Origin of the sequence: Peptoclostridium sp. AF21-18 (assembly GCF_003478825.1) — a bacterium.
Taxonomy (GTDB): domain Bacteria; phylum Bacillota; class Clostridia; order Peptostreptococcales; family Peptostreptococcaceae; genus Peptacetobacter.
Genome location: NZ_QUGE01000034.1, coordinates 1 through 19,437, shown reverse-complemented (window position 1 = coordinate 19,437; position 19,437 = coordinate 1). Strand labels below are relative to the sequence as shown.

Annotated in this window: 18 protein-coding genes, 1 other RNA gene, 1 pseudogene and 2 other annotated features; of the genes and pseudogenes, 5 read left to right on the top strand and 15 right to left on the bottom strand. The window is 31.4% G+C overall.

Annotation, left to right across the window (positions count from 1 at the left end; all coding sequences use genetic code 11):
* Window positions 1–275 precede the first annotated feature (275 nt).
* The gene (locus DWX74_RS10225; RefSeq protein WP_118549856.1) at window positions 276–1,520 is read left to right on the top strand and encodes an MGDG synthase family glycosyltransferase; all 1,245 of its coding nucleotides are present in this window, start codon (window positions 276–278) and stop codon (window positions 1,518–1,520) included.
* Between the two features lie 69 nt (window positions 1,521–1,589).
* Here the strand turns inward: DWX74_RS10225 and DWX74_RS10220 are convergent, their stop codons facing one another.
* The 5 genes from DWX74_RS10220 to ffs form a co-directional block, all read right to left on the bottom strand.
* A complete protein-coding gene (locus DWX74_RS10220) occupies window positions 1,590–1,784 on the bottom strand; it encodes a hypothetical protein (RefSeq protein ID WP_006441195.1) in 195 nt (64 codons plus the stop codon).
* Window positions 1,784–2,383 (bottom strand): recombination mediator RecR, encoded by a 600-nt coding sequence (gene recR / locus DWX74_RS10215; RefSeq protein WP_040410758.1) that lies wholly within the window; start codon window positions 2,381–2,383, stop codon window positions 1,784–1,786. The genes DWX74_RS10220 and recR overlap by 1 nt, the downstream gene beginning before the upstream one ends.
* Before the next feature lie 8 nt (window positions 2,384–2,391).
* A complete protein-coding gene (locus DWX74_RS10210) occupies window positions 2,392–2,745 on the bottom strand; it encodes a YbaB/EbfC family nucleoid-associated protein (RefSeq protein ID WP_006441197.1) in 354 nt (117 codons plus the stop codon).
* A gap of 134 nt (window positions 2,746–2,879) precedes the next feature.
* A complete protein-coding gene (gene dnaX, locus DWX74_RS10205) occupies window positions 2,880–4,562 on the bottom strand; it encodes a DNA polymerase III subunit gamma/tau (protein WP_006441198.1) in 1,683 nt (560 codons plus the stop codon).
* Window positions 4,563–4,708: 146 nt separating this feature from the next.
* An RNA gene (gene ffs / locus DWX74_RS10200) (signal recognition particle sRNA large type) lies at window positions 4,709–4,974 on the bottom strand.
* A gap of 340 nt (window positions 4,975–5,314) precedes the next feature.
* Between ffs and DWX74_RS10195 the strand changes: the two genes are divergently transcribed.
* From DWX74_RS10195 to panC, 3 genes are read left to right on the top strand one after another with little or no spacing between them, the layout of a single operon-like run.
* Window positions 5,315–6,205 (top strand): Rossmann-like and DUF2520 domain-containing protein, encoded by an 891-nt coding sequence (locus tag DWX74_RS10195; protein WP_006441199.1) that lies wholly within the window; start codon window positions 5,315–5,317, stop codon window positions 6,203–6,205.
* Entirely contained in the window at window positions 6,205–7,032 is an 828-nt protein-coding gene (panB, locus tag DWX74_RS10190) for a 3-methyl-2-oxobutanoate hydroxymethyltransferase (protein WP_006441200.1), read from the top strand. The genes DWX74_RS10195 and panB overlap by 1 nt, the downstream gene beginning before the upstream one ends.
* Before the next feature lie 52 nt (window positions 7,033–7,084).
* Window positions 7,085–7,930 carry a pantoate--beta-alanine ligase gene (gene panC / locus DWX74_RS10185; protein WP_006441201.1) on the top strand — a complete coding sequence of 282 codons (846 nt, stop codon included), beginning with the start codon at window positions 7,085–7,087 and terminating at the stop codon, window positions 7,928–7,930.
* Window positions 7,931–8,275: 345 nt separating this feature from the next.
* Here the strand turns inward: panC and DWX74_RS10180 are convergent, their stop codons facing one another.
* Window positions 8,276–9,490 carry a cell wall-binding repeat-containing protein gene (locus DWX74_RS10180; RefSeq protein WP_118549855.1) on the bottom strand — a complete coding sequence of 405 codons (1,215 nt, stop codon included), beginning with the start codon at window positions 9,488–9,490 and terminating at the stop codon, window positions 8,276–8,278.
* Between the two features lie 143 nt (window positions 9,491–9,633).
* Here DWX74_RS10180 and DWX74_RS11135 point away from each other — a divergent pair, with 143 nt between their 5' ends.
* Window positions 9,634–9,798 carry a hypothetical protein gene (locus DWX74_RS11135; protein ID WP_158573267.1) on the top strand — a complete coding sequence of 55 codons (165 nt, stop codon included), beginning with the start codon at window positions 9,634–9,636 and terminating at the stop codon, window positions 9,796–9,798.
* 262 nt (window positions 9,799–10,060) lie between these two features.
* On the opposite strand, the gene DWX74_RS11380 is transcribed toward DWX74_RS11135, so the two are convergent.
* The 9 genes and pseudogenes from DWX74_RS11380 to DWX74_RS10125 all read right to left on the bottom strand — a co-directional run bounded on the left by DWX74_RS11380 (window position 10,061) and on the right by DWX74_RS10125 (window position 19,335).
* Window positions 10,061–11,164 carry a deaminase gene (locus DWX74_RS11380; RefSeq protein ID WP_118549853.1) on the bottom strand — a complete coding sequence of 368 codons (1,104 nt, stop codon included), beginning with the start codon at window positions 11,162–11,164 and terminating at the stop codon, window positions 10,061–10,063.
* A gap of 146 nt (window positions 11,165–11,310) precedes the next feature.
* On the bottom strand, window positions 11,311–12,858 hold the full coding sequence (locus tag DWX74_RS10165) for a hydantoinase/oxoprolinase family protein (protein WP_118549852.1): 1,548 nt from the start codon (window positions 12,856–12,858) through the stop codon (window positions 11,311–11,313).
* 1 nt (window position 12,859) lies between these two features.
* A complete protein-coding gene (locus DWX74_RS10160) occupies window positions 12,860–13,951 on the bottom strand; it encodes a DUF917 domain-containing protein (RefSeq protein ID WP_118549851.1) in 1,092 nt (363 codons plus the stop codon).
* A gap of 12 nt (window positions 13,952–13,963) precedes the next feature.
* Complete coding sequence (locus tag DWX74_RS10155; protein WP_118549850.1) at window positions 13,964–15,259, bottom strand: cytosine permease; 1,296 nt, start codon at window positions 15,257–15,259, stop codon at window positions 13,964–13,966.
* Between the two features lie 69 nt (window positions 15,260–15,328).
* Window positions 15,329–15,540: a binding site (T-box leader), on the bottom strand.
* Window positions 15,541–15,791: 251 nt separating this feature from the next.
* Window positions 15,792–15,869 (bottom strand): annotated as a pseudogene (locus DWX74_RS11335) (IS200/IS605 family transposase); the annotation flags it as partial.
* 192 nt (window positions 15,870–16,061) lie between these two features.
* Window positions 16,062–16,466 carry a hypothetical protein gene (locus DWX74_RS10140; RefSeq protein ID WP_118549849.1) on the bottom strand — a complete coding sequence of 135 codons (405 nt, stop codon included), beginning with the start codon at window positions 16,464–16,466 and terminating at the stop codon, window positions 16,062–16,064.
* 5 nt (window positions 16,467–16,471) lie between these two features.
* Window positions 16,472–16,669: a helix-turn-helix transcriptional regulator gene (locus tag DWX74_RS10135; RefSeq protein ID WP_118549848.1), complete on the bottom strand. Its 198-nt coding sequence runs from the start codon at window positions 16,667–16,669 to the stop codon at window positions 16,472–16,474.
* A 176-nt stretch (window positions 16,670–16,845) separates the two neighbouring features.
* A complete protein-coding gene (gene serS / locus DWX74_RS10130; protein ID WP_118549847.1) occupies window positions 16,846–18,117 on the bottom strand; it encodes a serine--tRNA ligase in 1,272 nt (423 codons plus the stop codon).
* 127 nt (window positions 18,118–18,244) lie between these two features.
* Window positions 18,245–18,458: a binding site (T-box leader), on the bottom strand.
* Window positions 18,459–18,528: 70 nt separating this feature from the next.
* Entirely contained in the window at window positions 18,529–19,335 is an 807-nt protein-coding gene (locus DWX74_RS10125; RefSeq protein ID WP_118549846.1) for a mechanosensitive ion channel family protein, read from the bottom strand.
* Window positions 19,336–19,437 lie beyond the last annotated feature (102 nt).

Here is a 19,437-nt window from a genome sequence, read left to right as displayed (position 1 = left end):
TCAAGGACAAGTATTATAATATCAGCTTTTACATTTAACGTCAACACTTTTTTAATACTTTTTTTATATTTTTTTAAATTATTTATTTTCTACTTAAAAACTTTCATTTTTCCAATATGATATTTCGTTCATATTACTTGTAATTTTTCAATTATTGTATTAGATTTAATATTGAATTAATGAATAAAAATATTTTTAGACAAATAAAATGTCTATTTGTTAATCAGCAAATACTTTTATAAAATTAATCTATTTGTTGAAATTAGGAGGATTTTATGAAAAAAGTACTTATTATGTCAGCTTCTACAGGTGGTGGACATAACCGCGCTGCTAAAGCAATTCAAGAAGAACTTGAATTAAAAAATATAAATGGTGAACCAATTGAATGTAAAATAATAGATAGTTTAAAGTTAATAAACAGCTTTACTGATAAGTTAATTTCTAGAGGCTACGAAAAATCTGCAATGTATACTCCAGAAGCATATGGGAGCATATACAGACTTTCAGATACAGAGCTAGTTTCAAAAAACGAATACAAGGATAACCCTCTAACATCTTTATTAGCTAGAAAATTAAAAACTTTAATAAAAACTGAAGAACCTAACCTAATTATAGGGACACATCCATTCCCTATGATTGCATTGTGTAAGCTAAAAAAAATATCGAACGATAAAAAACTAACAGAAAACTCCCCTACTGAAATAGAAGAACTTTCTAGCTACTTCCATTGGTCTGAAGATCCTGTAGAAATACCACCATTAATTTCTATACTTACAGATTACACAGTTCATTCAACACATATACAAAACGAAATAGACTACTATATAGTAGGACATGAATATGTAAAAGAACTTTTGGTATCTGAAGGGGAAGAACCAGAAAAAATAAAACCATATGGAATACCAGTAGAAAAATCTTTCTTACTTCATAGAGATAAAGAAACTATCTTAAATGAATTAAACCTAAATCCTGAAAAGAAGACAATAGTCTTAATGGGTGGTAGCTTTGGAGCAGGAAACATAAAAGAAACACTAGACGAACTTTTAGAAATAAACAGAGATTTCCAAATTTTAGTGATAACTGGAAGAAACAAAGCCTTAAAAGAAAAAATTGATAGAAGATTAGCCACAACAGAACACAACAAAAACGTACAAGTTCTTGGATTCACAGATAAAATGAACGACATATTATATGCTGCAGACTTAATAGTCACAAAACCTGGTGGACTAACAACTACAGAAACATTACTTAAAGGAATTCCTATGATAGTACCTTATTACATACCTGGACAAGAGGAAGAAAACCTAGACTTCCTTTCAAACTGTGGCGCTGTAATAAGAGTAACAAAAAAATACACACTTCCAGTACTAGTAAAAGTATTACTAGACTATCCTGAAAGAGTTGAGCTTCTAAAGAAAAATATCGAATCTATAAAAAAAGTAAACTCTGCTCAAAATATAGCTAACCTATCTCAGGAAATAATGGAAAACGAAGAAGCAATAAAAGAACAGAATAACTAAAAAAAAGGGACTGAAATCTTAATAGATAACAGTCCCTTTCTTAATATCTAACACTATTCAAATTTAAAACTATTTATTTTCAGGTTCATAATAATCCTCTTCATAATCATACTGATAATTCTTAGCATTATTTCTAAAAGAACCCTCAACATTCTTATACTTCTTCTTAGAAGATGCCTTCTGCTTTGGTTTATTAACTCTCTTCTTAGTAATAATATCCATAGCTAAACCTTCATCAAAATCGTATTCTTTTCCGATATTCATTATATCTCTCTTCTTCCTTCAAGTGCCTTTGAAATTGTGACCTCATCAGCATACTCTAAATCCCCACCTACTGGTAGCCCATGTGCAATTCTAGTAACCTTAATCCCCATCGGCTTAACAAGTCTAGCAATATACATAGCTGTAGCTTCACCCTCAACAGTTGGATTTGTAGCCATAATAATCTCCTTAACATCCTGATTAGAAAGTCTAACCAAAAGTTCCTTAATCTTAATCATATCTGGCCCTACTCCATCCATAGGCGAAATAACCCCGTGAAGAACATGATAAAGACCATTATAATCCTTAGTTCTCTCCATAGCTGCTACATCTCTTGGATCCTCAACAACACAAATAACACTTTTATCTCTATTTTTATTTGAACACATACTGCATGGATCTGTATCTGTTATATTACAACAAATCGAGCAGTATCTAATCTCTCTCTTTGCATCGACAATAGCCTTTGCCAATGCTTCAACATCATTATTATTCATATTAACAACATGAAAAGCTAATCTCTGAGCTGTCTTTCTTCCAACTCCAGGTAATTTTGAAAATTCCTCTATTAATCTAGTAATCGGTTCTGTATATACCTGCATCATATCACCTAGAATAATCCTGGTATATTCATTCCACCTGTAAGTTTGTTCATCTGATTAGCCTGAAGATTATCTATATTTCTAAGAGCCTCATTAACAGCACTTAAAACTAAATCCTCTAACATTTCAACATCATCTGGATCTACAACTTCTTCTTTTATACTTATAGAAACTAGTTCTTTCTTACCGTTTACCTTAACAGTAACAGCTCCTCCACCAACTGATGCTTCCACTTCTTTTTCTTCTAACTCTTTCTGAGCTTTTGCCATATCTTCCTGCATTTTCTGAGCCTGTTTTAACATTTTATTCATGTTCATTCCGCCCATACCAGGCATTCCACCTGGGAATCCTTTTTTAGCCATTCCAAATTCCTCCTCTAATTAAAAATTATTTATTCTATTTATTATATTCTTTGTAAGCTGATTATATCAGCAGTACTAATTCAGTCATAATTTATTTTATTACTTATTCATATTTTAAGCAATAATAATAAATTTTATTCTTCGTCCATACTATCTCTTACCTCAATAAGCTCTGGATCTACAACCTGTTTTAGTAGCTCCTCTCCCTTATCCTCTTCTTTTTCAATATCCATATTTATCATATCAGCTTCAGATTCCAAAATAACCTTAACTGAAAAATTCTTATGAACAATATCCTTAACAACACTTTCTATGTACTCTGAATTTCCATGGTCACTCAAACTCTTCTTAGCAAAAGCAAATTTTTCGCCAAAAATTATATACAGCACACCATTGTGTTCTTTAAGACTTTTCTTTTCAAGAAGCATCGCTCTAACAGGCATCTTTCTATCCTGTTTCATCTTATCAAGAATCTTATCCCAAAGCCGCTCTATCTTTTTAAGGTCCTCGCTCTTCATCTCTTCGTATTTCTTTGATTTCTTAGAGCTAGACTTATCTTTAGTTGCTTTAGTCTTTTTAGATTTAGATATTTCTTCTACATCTTCTTCAGAATCCATATCTGCTTCATCTAAAAATTCAGTCTTTCTTGCAGAAACTGTTATATTGCCACTCTCTATAACCTTTTCTAAATATTTTACCCTCTCTTCAAGAGCTTCCTTATTTGTATCATAAGTAGGCTTAATAGTCTTGATAATACCTACTTCAAAAATTGTTCTCTTATCAGTAGCGTATTTTAAATTATTCTGAATCTCAGATAAAATATTTATAATTCTTATGACATTATCAATATCTGTATTTTCTATGCTTTTTTTCATTCTATCAAACTCATCATCTGAAACAGATATAATTTCTTTAGCACTATCTCCAGCAGCTAAACATATCATAAGATTTCTCATATGCTCAAGTAGCTCAGACGATAAAATCTCTATATCCTTGCCACTAGAAATAAAAGAATCTATCTTTTTAAGTGCAGCTGCTACATTGTGAGTTATAATATCATCTGCCAAACCAAATATCTCATCTATATTTACTATACCTAGAATTTCAACAACATCTTCGTATCTTAAATACTTATCACCAAACAGAATACATCTATCCAAAATACTAAGCGCATCCCTAAGTGCTCCTTGAGAGTTTCTAGCTATAACAGAAAGTGCGTCTTCCTCGACTTCTACTCCCTCTTTAGAGCATATGTATCTCATTCTTTCTTTCATCTCTTCTACAGTAATTCTCTTAAAATCAAATCTCTGACATCTAGAAAGAACTGTAGGAATCATCTTATTTGGTTCTGTAGTTGCAAATATAAACACTACATACTCTGGTGGCTCTTCAATTGTCTTTAAAAGCGCATTACTCGCACCTTTTGAAAGCATATGAGCCTCATCTATAATATATACCTTGTATTTAGAATTTGCTGGAGTATATTTTACACTCTCCCTAATCTCTCTAACATCATCGACACTATTATTTGACGCTGCATCTATCTCAAAAATATCTACAGTACTATCATTTAATATCGACTTACAAGATTCACACTCGTTACATGGCTCCCCGTCTTTAGGATTTAAACAGTTTACAGCCCTAGCAAAAATCTTTGCAGCCGTAGTTTTACCTGTACCTCTTGTCCCACTGAACATATACGCATGTGCGATATTTCCTGACATAATTTCATTTTTCAAAGTTCTTATAATATGTTCCTGTCCTACAACATCAGAAAACTTTTGAGGTCTATATTCTCTGTACAATGCCTTGTGCATATACCACACCCCTTTATAATAAATTATTGTTTAATCAAAATATCATTAATTCTTCTAAAGTAATCAATTCTTATTATTTATAATATAAGAATAAAAAAAATCCCTTCATTAATATAATAAGGGATTTGTGCTATTAAAAAAATAAGCTGTACACCATCTATCGTCTTTTCCTCAAAGCCGTTGCCCTATTACTCAGCTCAGCCAAGGCATCCCTGAGTCACACAGAAGGGATTGCTTACCGCTGCTTCCTTCCAGATCTGACGGGATTCACAAGCTTCCATTGCTCAGGACCTGAGCGTCAACACCAAGTAAATAAAGACTGCACTTCAATTACAAATCCTCCAGATGGAGTTCAACCCTGCTATAGCGGATTGCAGGTTACAGGGTGCCGCTACCTCCCCATCTAGTACAGCAAAATTATAACCGTATTTAATTTTTTAACGACACTTTTTATTAAAAATGTCATTGTGAATTACTATACTATGATATCACAAACAAATACTTTCATCAAGGAAAAATAAAAAAAGTTGTTCTTGTCACAATCTCAAATTTTTAATTTGCACAATATTAGTTATAATTTATATTCCTTTTGACAACGTTACTTTGCTCCTTCATATTGTTATTGAATAATTATGGTGCTAAAATATTATTTGGATAGTATCTATATTATAGAACTGTACCTATTTTTAAGCATTAAAAATATTTCTGAAAATCGGGATTAGGATCACACTAGTTTTGGAGGTGATACCATTATGTCCATAGGATTTATCGGACCAGGAAAAGTAGGTGTTTCACTTGCTAGGTATTTTAAAAATAAAAACATTGTTATCTCTGGTTTTTACGGTCGTAATCCAGAATCACTAAAAGAAGCTGCTAGTCTAACAGACTCAAAAGTTTTTTTAGACTTAGAAGATTTAATCGATAAAAGTAATATTATAATAATTACCACTCCCGACGACATAATTTCAGAAATAAGTAATCAAATCTCAAAATACAATCTGACTGGAAAATCAGTTTGCCATACAAGTGGCTCTATTCCATCAGATGTTCTTTCTAGTGCAGAAAATTCAGGTGCATCAATCTATTCTATACATCCAATGTTTGCATTTTCTAATAAATTCACAGACTTAGAACAACTAAATAACGTGTATTTCTCTATAGAAGGTAAAAATATATCTAAAGACTCTGAAGTTATAAAACTCATGGATTCTTTAGGCAATAAATACTTCACTAGAGGATCAGATTCATCTGCTAAGTACCATTTAGCAAGTGTAGTGGTTTCTAATCTAGCTTTATCGCTATTTAATATAGGAACTGGATATTTAACAGAATTAGGACTTTCTGAAGATGAAGCCTTTGAGGCTCTCTATCCTCTTATTACAGGAAATATAAACAATATAAAAGAAAAAGGATATAGACTTTCCTTGACAGGACCTGTTGCTAGAGGTGATGTATCTCCTGTAGAAAAACATCTATCTGTATTAAAGGATAGTGATATCGAAATATATAAAAATCTTTCTATGAATTTATTAAAACTTAAAGCTGAAAGAGAATTTTGTGAGAACAAAGACTCTCTTGAAAAGCTTGTACAATCATCGAAAAAATATAGCGAACTTTTAAAATTACTCGGAGGAATAGAATAATGAAAAACACTGTATTATCATTCAAAGAAGCAAAAGAAGAAGGTAAAAAATTAAGTATGTTAACTGCATACGATTATTCAATGGCTAAAATAATAGATAGCTGTGGAATAAACGGAATATTAGTTGGTGACTCTCTTGGTATGGTTATCAAAGGAGATGAAGATACTCTTGGAGTTACTGTTGAAGACATAATATACCACACTAGAGCAGTTAAAAAAGGTGCTAAAAACGCATTAATAGTTGGAGATATGCCATTCCTTTCTTACCATGTATCTATAGAAGATGCTGTAAGAAACGCAGGAAGAATAGTTAAAGAAGGTGGCGCACACGCAGTTAAACTTGAAGGTGGCGCAACAGTAGCTAAACAGGTTAAAGCAATAGTAGACGCTCAGATACCAGTTATGGGACATTTAGGACTTACTCCTCAGTCTGTAAACGCATTTGGTGGATTTAAAGTTCAGGGAAAAACTGAAGAAGCAGCTAGAAAATTAATAGAAGATGCTAAACTTCTTGAAGAAGCTGGAGCTTTCTCAATAGTACTTGAAGGTGTTCCTGCTGCAATAGCAAAATTAATAACTGAAGCTGTTTCAATACCTACTATAGGAATCGGTGCTGGTGTTGATTGTGACGGGCAGATACTTGTTTATCAGGATATGCTTGGAATGTTTGACGACTTTGTTCCAAAATTCGTTAAACAGTATGCAAATACTGGTAAAGTAATGAGAGATGCTATATGTGAATATATAGAAGAAGTTGAAAACTGCTCATTCCCAGAACAGAAACATACTTTTAAAATAGATGAAGAAGAACTTAAAAAACTTTATTAATCAGATAAAAAATAAAATTACAACTTTATAAAAATTAGATTGGAGAATTAAGATGTTAGTACATACAATAAAAGAAGTTAGAGAACAGGTTAAAGCTTGGAAAAAAGAAGGACTTACTGTAGGATACGTACCTACTATGGGATATCTTCACGAAGGACATAGATCATTAATAGAAAAAGCTGTTTCAGAAAATGATAGAGTAGTTGTCAGTGTATTCGTAAACCCAACTCAGTTCGGACCAAATGAAGATTACGAAGATTATCCAAGAGATATACAGAAAGACTACGCTCTTTGTACAGATGCTGGAGCTAATTTAGTTTTCAATCCAGAACCAGAAGAAATGTACTTCCCTGATAAATGCACAACTGTAAATGTTGAAGGATTATCAAAAGGTTTATGTGGAGCTAAAAGACCAGTTCATTTCGGTGGTGTTTGCTTAGTTGTTTCTAAGTTCTTAAATATAGTTACTCCTGATAGAGCATATTTCGGTGAAAAAGATGCTCAGCAGTTAGCTATAATAAAAAGAATGGTTAGAGATTTAAGCATGGATGTTGAAATAGTAGGATGCCCAATAGTTAGAGAAGCTGATGGTCTTGCTAAGAGCTCAAGAAATACTTATCTTTCTGCTGAAGAAAGAGTAGCTGCTCTTGTACTTAATAGAAGCCTTACAAAAGCTAAAGCTGCTATGGAAGATGGTTTAAGATGCGTAAGTGAAATAAGAGACCTTATAGAAAGCGAAATAAAAGAAGAACCTCTAGCTAAAGCTGATTATATAGAAATAGTTGATAGCGAAACTCTTCAGCCTGTAGAATCTGTTGAAAGAGATGTTTTAGTTGCTATAGCTGTTTATATAGGTAAAACTAGACTTATAGATAATTTCACTTTTAGATTAGCTTAATTGATAGATAAATTTTAGCTATCTCAATTTTGTTTGTTATATATTTTTTTTATAATTATTTTTAGTTTTTTAGACGAGGATTATTTATTGTTGAAATTTCAATATTTTCCTCGTTTTTTATTTGTCCGTAAACAATTCTGATATTTTGTTTACATTTCCCTTTTTTATATGTTATAATGTACTAGTATTATTTTATACAACTCTTTTTTATTTCTTTTCTCAAAGCTCCGGGAATTCCACACATTTTTTTCCTGGGGCTTTATTATTTTTTGAAAATGTAAATTTAATAGATAATATAAATGAAAAAGGTGCTACATTTTGTAACACCCTTCTTTATTTTAATCTTTATATTAGTTTTATAGCATCTTTCTTTTTATCGTATTTATACATTTTGCCATTCTTCTTATTTACAAGATAGTAACTTCTATTATCAAAATTATCGTCCACTCCCCAATATGCTTCGTAATCTACAACCTTATATAATCCAAATGGATAATAATTTTTTTCAAAATCTTTTATATGTTTGCTATTCCGCATAGGTGTTATAGGATACTCTTCTCTTCCAAAAATATAATCATATTTTTTAACTTTAGTTTTTTTATGTAAAGTATCTAAGTATTTATCTGTTCCATATCTAGCATGTATTGCTAAATTTGATAATGTCATACTCCTTTTATCATCTGGAAAATAGTTAGATGTAAATCTTCTTCCTATAAACATTCCTTTATAGCTATTTTCTGTAATTAATACTGGTTGATCATATCCATAATTAGATGCCATAATAGCTATACCTAATCTTTCATTAATTCCATCTACAGGACAAATAAAAGTTTCTTTGAAATGTTTTATTATAGCTTCATTAGTTCTAAACCTATCTTTTCCAGCAAGTCTTTTTGCATTTAAATTTTTTACCAATGAATCTGATAACACAGCAGTTCCACCTATAGCATATACTTTTTTTCCTTTAGTATCGTAATTCAATGTTTTTCCATTCTTAGAAAGTATTATCGGCATTTTTCTATTTCTAGATTGAAAAGCTATATTTACAGCATCTGCATCTCCCTTATATGCTCTTGCAACAGCATATTCTTCAACTTCTGTAAGTTCATTTATCTCATCAGCTATTTTAAAACTTGTTTCAACCCTATCTTTTCCTTCTAGTCTTTTACAATTATATCCTAAATCTTCTAATTCAGTTTTAAATTTATCAGATATTACTTTTGTTCCACCTATTATATACGCATTTTTTATATTTTCTTTTCCATTTTTTATAGAATCATCAAGCTTTTTAGCAGATAAAATATCCTCATTAATTGGCATAAATAAACCATTTGTTGCACCGACTAAACCACTAGCGCATAATCCATCCGATGTTAAAGAATTTTCATTTACTATTATAAGTGAATTGTATTCTACGTTATAATCATTTGCAGCCTCTTCTTTTGCTAATTCCCTAATATAATCTCTATCACTTTTGCTTAAAGCCATAGATGTTGTTGAAAAACTAGATAATGTAATTATACCAGCAAGAAAGAATGATAAAATTCTTTTTTTATACATATATATTTCCTCCTCATATTTTATTTTAATTTAAATATATCATATAAAAATTTCATCTTCAATATTTCTAGTAATTTTATTTGTAATTAAATACTTTATATACAGATGCAAAATACGGAATTGTTTTTAATGATAATGAGTATATGAATAATCTTACAGACTCTCCAAATGTTGAATTAAATGTCATCTCTACATTTAATCTAGATCCAGATTCATATACTAATGCAAGTGAATATGCAACAAAACATCTCAATGATACTAATAATTTATCAAATGTTCAAAGAGAGATTTCTGGAAACTATATATAGCATAGATTCTGTTTCTGAGCCAAATAGAGTTATTTCTTTTTCTATTGACTATATAGATGAAGATGAGGAGGATCATGTAACTTTCCATGTTTCTCCCGAGTATTATAATAGAAACAAGGATACTTTTTTAGATATTTTTGAGGTTATGAAGAAATCTTTTAACCACGAGGATAATTTTGAAAAATAGAATCTACCTTATAGATTAAATAAAAAATGTGCTGACACAAATAAAAGTGTCAGCACATTTTTATTTAAATACTATTTATCTCAATCTCTTAAAGAAACTTCTTAGCATCCCTGCACATTCCTCTTCTAGCACCCCATACTTGTACTCAACCTTAGAATCTTCAAAATACTCCTTCTTAAAATCAGACTGTTTCTCTATCTTGGCATTCTTTACTCTCTTTGCACCTATCACTACATTTCTTATTCTCGAATTCACTATTGCACCACAGCACATTATACATGGCTCCATAGTTACATAAAGCGTACATCCGAAAAGTCTCCATCCACCAAGAGTATTTCCAGTATCTTTTATTGCGAGTATTTCTGAATGTGCAGTAGAATCCTGGAAAAACTCTGTCAGATTGTGTCCTCTTCCTATTACTTCTCCATCTTTTACAATTACCGCACCTATTGGAGTTTCCTCTTTATCATATGCCTTTTTTGCCTCTGCTAAAGCTTCCCACATAAAAAATTCGTCGTCATCCATTCCCGTTACAAATTTTATATATTTCAGATCGTACTCGCAGAAATAATCTTTTCTTATTTCTATTTTATCTCCAGGAGATTTTACTTCCATATGATCCTGATTAGATACAGAAATCACCTCACCTACAGCTGTTTCCGATACTCCAAATATACATTTTTTATACTCTTTTTCCTCTATCCTTACGATTCTGGCTACTTCTTTATTAGGGTTGAATTTTTCATCAAAATCCGGCGTATATCTATAAACCCTACATATTTCGTTATCTATAAATGTATCCTCAACTATATTTTCTACAATCTGACCGATAAAATCTATTTTTTCATCAGATGCAGTTATACCGGCTTCTTCTGATATTTCTCTTATAAGTGCTGTGTACTCTTCCTCTCCAGAATCTATATGTCCGCCGACCATGACACCGTACTGTCCTGGATAACTTTTATACATTGCCCTTTGCTGAAAATAGTAGTATTTTTTATCTTCATTTGTATTTTCAAACCAGCAGTGGACTACTTTGTGATAATATCCGTTTCTGTGGCTTTCTCCTCTTGTACACACTCCTATCTTTTCTCCATCTGAGTTATACACATCCAGAATTTCATCATCAGTGTCAGATGTGTCTATATATGCTGATTTATCTATATTTTCAATGCTCATTTTTATCCACACTCCTATCTGTTTATATTTTTTATTTTAGCATAAGTTATCCACTTATCAATAAGTTGTATCGGGATAAGTTTATACACAAAATAAAAAAGTCTCTGATTTAGAATAATCTGAGACTTTTTCTGTAAGTCAATTTGTTATATAAATTTTCCTACTGCTTTTGCTTTTACTAATGTCGCATTACCTGGTAAGTATGTAAGAGGAATATCTTCTATATTTATTATATTTATTGTATCTTCTTTTGCTCCAAGATCTTTTGCTTTATTTATCGCATTTTGTTTTGCATTTTCTATTGCATCTTTTCTCGATATATCGTCCAGTTTGTATATACTTTCCACTTCTCCACTTATCATACCGAGTGCTGCTCCAACAGCATTTGCTGAATCATAAAATGCAGGTTTTATAACTTCACTAGCTCCATTTATTTCATCCGAAACTATAATACTACCTCCACCAGTCAATATAACCGGTACATCAATCCTATTTGTTTTCATCTGATCTATCGAATTTTCAATCTTATCCATAACTAATTGTTGGATTTTTTCACAGTAATTATAATCTAGTTTCGAAATCATCTCCTCTTTATCTGGAAATATATTATTTAATTTTGCGGAAACATCTGTCAATGTTAAAATATTTCCACCAAATATAATAGATTCTTCTGTAATTTTATATCCTACACTTTCCGGACCTACAGTTATTTTATCTTCTTCTTTAGACACAATAGTACCTCCTGCAACTCCTATGGATATCATATCCGGCATTCTAAAATTGGTATGAACACCTCCTATATTTACTGCAATAGACGATTCTCTCGGAAATCCATCTTTTAATACACCTATATCCGTTGTAGTACCACCTACATCCAAAACTATTCCATTTTTTACACCAGATAGATAAGATGCCCCTCTTATTGAATTTGTAACCCCACATCCTATTGTGAATATGGGATATTTCTCTGTATACTCTCCATCCATAAGAGTTCCATCATTTTGGCTAAAATAAATTTCACACTTTAAATCTAATTTATTAAGTGCTTCATTAAATCCTTTTACAATTATTTTTCCAGCTTCTTTAAGTGCTGAGTTAAGTATAGTTGCATTTTCTCTTTCAAGTATACCAATATTGCCTATTTCACTTGAAAGAGATATTGGTATATCTCCAAGTTCTTCCTTTATCCATTCTGATACTTTTATTTCCTGATCTTTATTTATAGGCGAAAATACTCCCGTAATAGCTATTGCACCTACTTTTCCATTTACTTTTTTACAAAACTCCAAAACTTCTTTCTTTGATATCTCTTCCAATATTCTGCCATCGAATTCATATCCACCGGATATTATCTCTGAATAGAATTCTACTTCTTTTTTAAGGTCATTTGGCCAATCAGAAAAAGGAGGAATTGCCGTTGTAGCAGGTTTTGCTATTCTTATAACTCCAACTTTATTCAATCTTTTTCTTTCAACTATAGCATTCGTACAATACGTCGTACCTAACATAGCGTATTTTATCTCATTTTTATCTATAGATGACATATCTACAACCTTTTTGATAGCTTCGTATATTCCTGTTTCTATATCATAAGTTGTATGCACCTTTACAGATTCTACCACTTCTAAATTATCATTTAACAATACGGCATCCGTATTTGTCCCGCCTACATCAACTCCTATTCTATAAGTCATATTATTCCTCCTCAATAAATTTATTGTACAATTTTTCTACTGGCACATACTCTTCTTCATATCCAAAGTATTTAGGACCAGCTGTTTCAATTCCTTTTTTTGTTCTCCATTTATCATTACACGGGAATGATACGCATATAACTCTCATTCCATATTTTAATTTATCTGTTGTTACAGCTTTCCCTGTTTCATAGTCAAGTATTGATATTAAATCAGGTGTTGTACATATTGTTTTTTCATTTTTTTTGGCTATTAAATATTCATTTTGGAACAATATAGAATACTCTGATTCATCGTTATTTATTCCTTTAAATTCTACAAAGCCTTTTGTAAATCCGCCGCTTAATTTCCTTTTTATATCTATAACCTTGGCTTCAAAAAGTTTAAATCCATCAAGTTTATCTATCATAGAATCTATGGCTTCTTTTGAATCTTTCATTAAGTTGAGTATGCTCCCTATCTCTTCAGCAAGTGTAAGAGTTCCTTTTATAGCTGCTTTTTTGACCTGTTCTCCGGAAAGACTATAGTCACATATTGTCATCTTACCTCCCATTTCAACTGTAAGTGCTCTTGCTAGTCTTTCAGACCATATTCCATTTATTGGATATATAACTGCACAATTTCCTTTTTCATCCGCAATTGTAACAGGAGAAGAATCATATCCCTCAAGATAGAAAGTTACCATTTGTGCCTCCGGAAAAGCTCTCCCTATAGCATCCGCATCAAGTATTGGAACCCCTTTTTTAGCTGCAGCTACTACTGGAACAAGTGAGTTTGTACCACCTATTTCAATTGGAATAATAACATCAACTTTTTTACCCAATATTTCTTCAAGCTTATTTACAGGCTTTATAATTTCTTCTTCCGTAGATAACTTTTCAATTGTAACAGTAGGTGCACCCATTCCAGAAACTGGGACTACAAGTGCTTCATCATCGAGTTCATCCATCGTTATAACCTTTACAGGACCATATTTTTTTATCGCTTCTTTTGCCAGTAATTTTCCTATATATGGATCTCCTCCTCCACCTGTTCCTAATACTGCAGCGCCTGTAGCTATATTTTCTATACTTTCTTCTGTTAAATACTTCATAATTTACCTCTTTTAATCCACTACTTTATTTAAATATTTTTCATTTATAAATGATCTTGATTTTGATAGGATAGCATATGATACAAATCCTGTCATAAATCCATCTAATGGTGCTATTGATGTTATGCTTATTATTCCAAGTCCTGTAGGTGATGGTGTCGCCATATATGTTATAATTATTCCTATTATCCAAGCACATATCGCTGACAAATTAGTTTTTTGATTATACTCATTGCTATTTGTGAATTTTTCTTTTATAACATAAAATTCTGATGTATATATTCCACCAACTGGAGCTATTATTATCCCAAGTAGGTTTAAAAATCCTACAAACTGATTATATATTCCAAAAACCGCAAGCATAGTTGCCATTATTCCAAGAGTAAACGATATCTTTTTAATAGGTATATTCCTTAATATTATCGACATACTTAATGATGACGAATAAATATTTCCAGTATTTGTTGTCCACTGTGCAAGTGTTAATACTATTATCCCCGGTATACCTAGACCTAAAACTATAAACATTTTCATTATATCCGCAATACCCATAATTTTTATTAAAACTATAGAAATTATTATCATAAAACTGTTTCCAATAAGCATTCCAAAAAAACTAGCCATTACACAGTCTTTATTACTTTTTGCCCATCTACTTATATTCGGAGATATTATCGCTCCAACTATTCCTATGCTCATAGATAACGATACTCCCGCTGCAAAACTCATATTACCTGTTTCTGTTTCTATTGGATTGATTCCATATTTTCCAATTGCTAAAAATAGAGTTATTCCTATTAAAATTACAAGAAAAGGAACTGAGTATACACTTAATTTTTCCATTGCTTTATAACCTACTATAGCTGTGCTCATCATAAGCAGTCCACCTATAAGGCTTAAAAGTGGCATACTAACACTGATTCCTGTAATTTCTTTTATTATTATTTGTGCATTTTCAGCGAAAAAACCTACCTGAACACCAAACCAACCTAAAAGAGAAAGAGCTATTACAATTGAAAAAACTTTCGCTCCCTGTTCTCCAAACACATTCTTTGTTATCATAGATACAGATAAACTAGTAGATGAACCTACTACTGCACATATTGTATAAAGTATAGCCATAAAAAAAGATCCTACTATTACAGACAATATTCCATTTTTCATTGACATTCCACTTGCAAGCTCTGCTCCAAGAAGAACTGAAGATAAATCCACTCCTACAGCCATAAGAATAGAAAACATAGCTATCCAACCACGTTTCATATCTTGTGGTACTTTTTCTAATTCATATTCATTACTTTTACTCATAAATTCATACCTCTCTTTTTTTATTTATTTTTATAGCGCTATAAATAAAAAAGCCTCTTTGATTTACATCAAAGAGGCGAAATTCCGCGGTACCACTCTTGTTGACAAATAAATAAATTACCTGTCCACTCAATCCCTTAAGGCGGGAAACCTGTTATAATACTTAATTTCCTATAACATTCTCCAAAGCTCTCTTCACTTGATATCCTCATATTCAGCTTCCACCGTCCTGAACTCTCTATAAATTAAATATCAGCTACTCTCTTCATCACAGACTAATTATTTATTTTTTATTATTATATTTGTATACAGTATATTTGTCAATACAATTTTGAAAATTTTTTTATTTAGGATAAATTTCCATCTTATAAATAACTAAAGCGTATGTCGGTCCGCCACTCGCTAACTACTTCTGGTTACCCGTAAACGGGTCCACTACGTCAAGCGTTAGCTGTTCACTCATCATATCTCTCTCAACTGGTTTTCTATATATTCTTTTATTCTTTTTGTGTCTTTTCCTGTTGTATCAACTTCTTCTATATTTTGGCGCAAAAACTATATGATATTTGCAGTTCCATTTTGTATGTGATAAACTATGTATGTCGTTCATTTTACGACCTCCTTTTGATAATTTTTTGCAGTTGGCGGACCGCAATTATATCTTATCAAAAGGAGCTTTTTTGTTAAAGACTCAAAGCTAAAAGCTTTACTGAACCCCCAGTCTAACTGGGGGTTTTCTACATACAAAAAAAGAGATGCTATAATTTATATAACATCTCTTTTATTTCAATTACCTATTTATTTACATTTCTTTTTCTAATTGCATCCTATAATATACTGAATAAATTTCAACCGCTAAATATGTAATAACTATTAAAATTTCAGCCCATATATCTATATCCATAAGTGCTAGAGAAAACATTAGTGCTGCAAATGCATATGTCATAATATCAAATCCTCTAGCTTTTGCCTTATATTCTATCATTCTATTTCTTTCATCATTAACTTCTATTTCCATCTGTCTTTTTAGCTCTAAGTCCTTGTTCATAGCTTTATCTGATATTACTTGTCCTACTCCTTTTCCAAATAGACTACATCCAAATCCCATTAAGAAGAATGGTACTACACTTGGCCAAACTTTTGATAAATACGCTCCGGAACCTATTAGTACTATACTTAATACTACTTCTAAATATTTTTTCTTCATATAAATCACTCCTCTTCGTATATAAATATCTCCTCTATAGTCATATCAAAGAATCTAGCTATTTTAAATGCTAGTATTATAGAGGGATTATAGCGCCCATTTTCTATTGAGCTTATTGTCTGCCTTGAAACTTCTAAAACTTTAGCAAGTTCATCTTGCTTTATTCCTCTTTCCTTTCTAATCTCCTCTAATCTATTTTTCATATCTTCCTCCTACGTAAAGTAAACTTTACCTTTTCTTTAATTTAATTATATAGTCATTTTATATTTATGTCAAGTTAACTTTACATAAAATATTTTATTTGATATATTCCAAAAAATTACAAAAAAAGAACCACCAATTTCTTGGCAGTTCTTTATATACTACATTTTAAATTTTATTATTTTATAACATCTACACCCATGTATGGTCTTAATACTTCTGGAACTACTACTGAACCATCAGCCTGCTGATAGTTTTCAAGTATAGCTGCTAAACATCTACCTACTGCAAGTCCTGATCCGTTTAATGTATGAACGAATTCTGCTTTAGATTTTTTATCTCTTTTGAATTTTATGTTAGCACGTCTAGCCTGGAAGTCTTCGAAGTTTGAGCAAGAAGATATTTCAACGTATCTTCCGTAGCTTGGCATCCATACTTCTAAGTCAAATTTGAATGCTGCAGTGAATCCTAAGTCACCAGTGCATATTTTAACTCTTCTGTATGGTAATCCTAATAACTGTAACATTTCTTCTGCATCCATAGTTAATTTTTCTAATTCATCATAAGAGTTTTCTGGTAATACAAATTTAACTAATTCAACTTTGTTGAACTGATGCTGTCTTACTAGACCTCTTGTATCTCTACCTGCAGACCCTGCTTCTGATCTGAAACATGGAGTGTATGCACAGTATTTTATTGGTAACTGATCTGCAGTTAATATTTCATTTCTGTGTATATTTGTTACTGGTACTTCTGCTGTTGGTACTAAGAAGTATTCTAATCCTTCTAGTTTGAACATGTCTTCTTCAAATTTTGGAAGCTGTCCTGTTCCGCAGAAGCTATCTCTGTTAGCCATGAAAGGTGGTAATACTTCTGTATATCCATGATCAGCTGTATGAGTGTTTAGGAAGAAGTTTATTAAAGATCTTTCTAATCTAGCTCCTAAACCTTTGTATAATGTAAATCTTGATCCTGTTATTTTACCAGCTCTTTCGAAATCTAATATTCCTAAATTAGTTCCTATATCCCAGTGAGCTTTCTGTTCAAAGTCAAATTTTCTAGGTTCTCCCCATTTTTTAACTTCTACATTGTCTTCATCAGTTTCTCCCTGTGGTACATCTGGATGAGGAACGTTTGGTATTCTCATTAATGTGTAGTTTAATTTGTCTTCTACTTCTTTAACCTGTACGTCTATTCCTTTTATTTTATCAGATAATTCTTTTAATCTAGCTTTATCTTCTGTAACGTCTTTTCCTTCTTTTATTAGCTGAGGTATTTTTTTAGATTCTACATTTAATTCCTGTTTTAATACTTCAACTTCTTTTAATAAATCTCTTCTCTGATCATCAAGTGCTACAACTCCATCAAGGTCGAATTCTTTTTCTCCTCTTATCTGCATAGCTTGTTTGATTTCATCTAAATTTTCTCTTATTCTTTTGATATCTAGCATTTTTCTGCTCCTCCCCAATTAAAATTCCTGAAAATCATATAAAATTTTCAATTATATTGTATTGAATTTACAGATTTGGTTTTTCAGGGGCGTTTTTTTGTATAAAAAAAAGATTTTCACCCCTTACAAAAGGGACGAAAATCTGTTATCCGCGTTGCCACCCTAATTGAATGCACCAAAAAGTACATTCCTCTCAAAATCCTGTAACGTAGGAATACGTCTAACTTATTTCAGATTAGAAGCTCCAGAGTAGATTCAAAAACCACTGATATGAGTTCACACCGACCACTCACTCTCTGTAAACAGAACTGTCTTTTACTTAGCTCCTTCATTGCCTTTTACTATTATGTATCCAATTATATTATAATAATTTCTATTTTTCAAGAGAAAATAAGAATTTTTAATCTATTTTTATTTTCCTTTTATTACTACATTAACCTGAGGAAGAACAATATGGTTTTCATCGAATTTTTTCTTTATTTCTTCCATTAAATCGTAATAGGCATCCCAATAATCTTCTGTCTTAACCCAAGGTTTGCTGACAAATTCCATTGAATTATTTCCCATAGAGTTTATACCTATTAATGGTTTAGGATCTGATAATACTCTTGAATCTTTTTCAAATATTTCTTCTACAATACCTTTTAATACTCCTATATTAGTATTGTAATCAACTGTAAATGAGAAATCTATTCTTCTTATATTTTGATTCGTATAGTTAATAATATTATTGCTTGTTATCTGGAAGTTTGGAATTATTATCGTCTTGTTATCTACTGTTTTTAATATAGTACTAAATATCTGAATATCATGTACAGTCCCTTCTACATTAGTATCCGATGTCTGAATATAATCGCCTATTTTAAATGGCTGGAAAAATAGTATTAAAAATCCAGATGCTAGATTAGACAGTACCTCTTTAAATGCAAGCCCTATACTGAACCCTGCAGCCCCTACAACAGTTACAACAGATGTTGTCTTTATTCCTATCATCTCTAAACTGTTTAATGTAGATACAACTATTATAGATATATACACTCCATAAACTATAAAGTTAGTGAATCCTTTTCCACTAGTGTATTTTTTTAATACCTTAGATACCGCTCTTCTACATATTTTTGCAATAATTAATCCTATAAGGAAGAATATTATAGCATATATAAGAGAAGGTATTTTTTCTATACCAGTGTCTAAAAATGCCTGTAACGTCTTTGTCATCGTCTAATTTTCTCCTCTAATTTTTTAATTTTCTATCTATTCTTTACATAAAAAAAAGATTACGTGGCTACGTCCTACTCTCCCAGGGGCCTTCGCCCCAAG

Bases quoted from the DNA above. Each gene is read 5' to 3' on its own strand.
- DWX74_RS10180 (WP_118549855.1), bottom strand. From the start codon at position 9,490: ATGTATAAAAAAAGAATTTTATCATTCTTTCTTGCTGGTATAATTACA.
- recR (WP_040410758.1), bottom strand. From the start codon at position 2,383: ATGCAGGTATATACAGAACCGATTACTAGATTAATAGAGGAATTTTCA.
- DWX74_RS11135 (WP_158573267.1), top strand. From the start codon at position 9,634: ATGAATAATCTTACAGACTCTCCAAATGTTGAATTAAATGTCATCTCT.
- DWX74_RS10140 (WP_118549849.1), bottom strand. From the start codon at position 16,466: ATGAAGAAAAAATATTTAGAAGTAGTATTAAGTATAGTACTAATAGGT.
- DWX74_RS11380 (WP_118549853.1), bottom strand. From the start codon at position 11,164: ATGAGCATTGAAAATATAGATAAATCAGCATATATAGACACATCTGAC.
- panC (WP_006441201.1), top strand. From the start codon at position 7,085: ATGTTAGTACATACAATAAAAGAAGTTAGAGAACAGGTTAAAGCTTGG.
- DWX74_RS10225 (WP_118549856.1), top strand. From the start codon at position 276: ATGAAAAAAGTACTTATTATGTCAGCTTCTACAGGTGGTGGACATAAC.
- DWX74_RS10125 (WP_118549846.1), bottom strand. From the start codon at position 19,335: ATGACAAAGACGTTACAGGCATTTTTAGACACTGGTATAGAAAAAATA.
- panB (WP_006441200.1), top strand. From the start codon at position 6,205: ATGAAAAACACTGTATTATCATTCAAAGAAGCAAAAGAAGAAGGTAAA.
- DWX74_RS10135 (WP_118549848.1), bottom strand. From the start codon at position 16,669: ATGAAAAATAGATTAGAGGAGATTAGAAAGGAAAGAGGAATAAAGCAA.
- DWX74_RS10160 (WP_118549851.1), bottom strand. From the start codon at position 13,951: ATGAAGTATTTAACAGAAGAAAGTATAGAAAATATAGCTACAGGCGCT.
- serS (WP_118549847.1), bottom strand. From the start codon at position 18,117: ATGCTAGATATCAAAAGAATAAGAGAAAATTTAGATGAAATCAAACAA.
- DWX74_RS10195 (WP_006441199.1), top strand. From the start codon at position 5,315: ATGTCCATAGGATTTATCGGACCAGGAAAAGTAGGTGTTTCACTTGCT.
- DWX74_RS10165 (WP_118549852.1), bottom strand. From the start codon at position 12,858: ATGACTTATAGAATAGGAGTTGATGTAGGCGGGACAAATACGGATGCC.
- dnaX (WP_006441198.1), bottom strand. From the start codon at position 4,562: ATGCACAAGGCATTGTACAGAGAATATAGACCTCAAAAGTTTTCTGAT.
- DWX74_RS10210 (WP_006441197.1), bottom strand. From the start codon at position 2,745: ATGGCTAAAAAAGGATTCCCAGGTGGAATGCCTGGTATGGGCGGAATG.
- DWX74_RS10220 (WP_006441195.1), bottom strand. From the start codon at position 1,784: ATGAATATCGGAAAAGAATACGATTTTGATGAAGGTTTAGCTATGGAT.
- DWX74_RS10155 (WP_118549850.1), bottom strand. From the start codon at position 15,259: ATGAGTAAAAGTAATGAATATGAATTAGAAAAAGTACCACAAGATATG.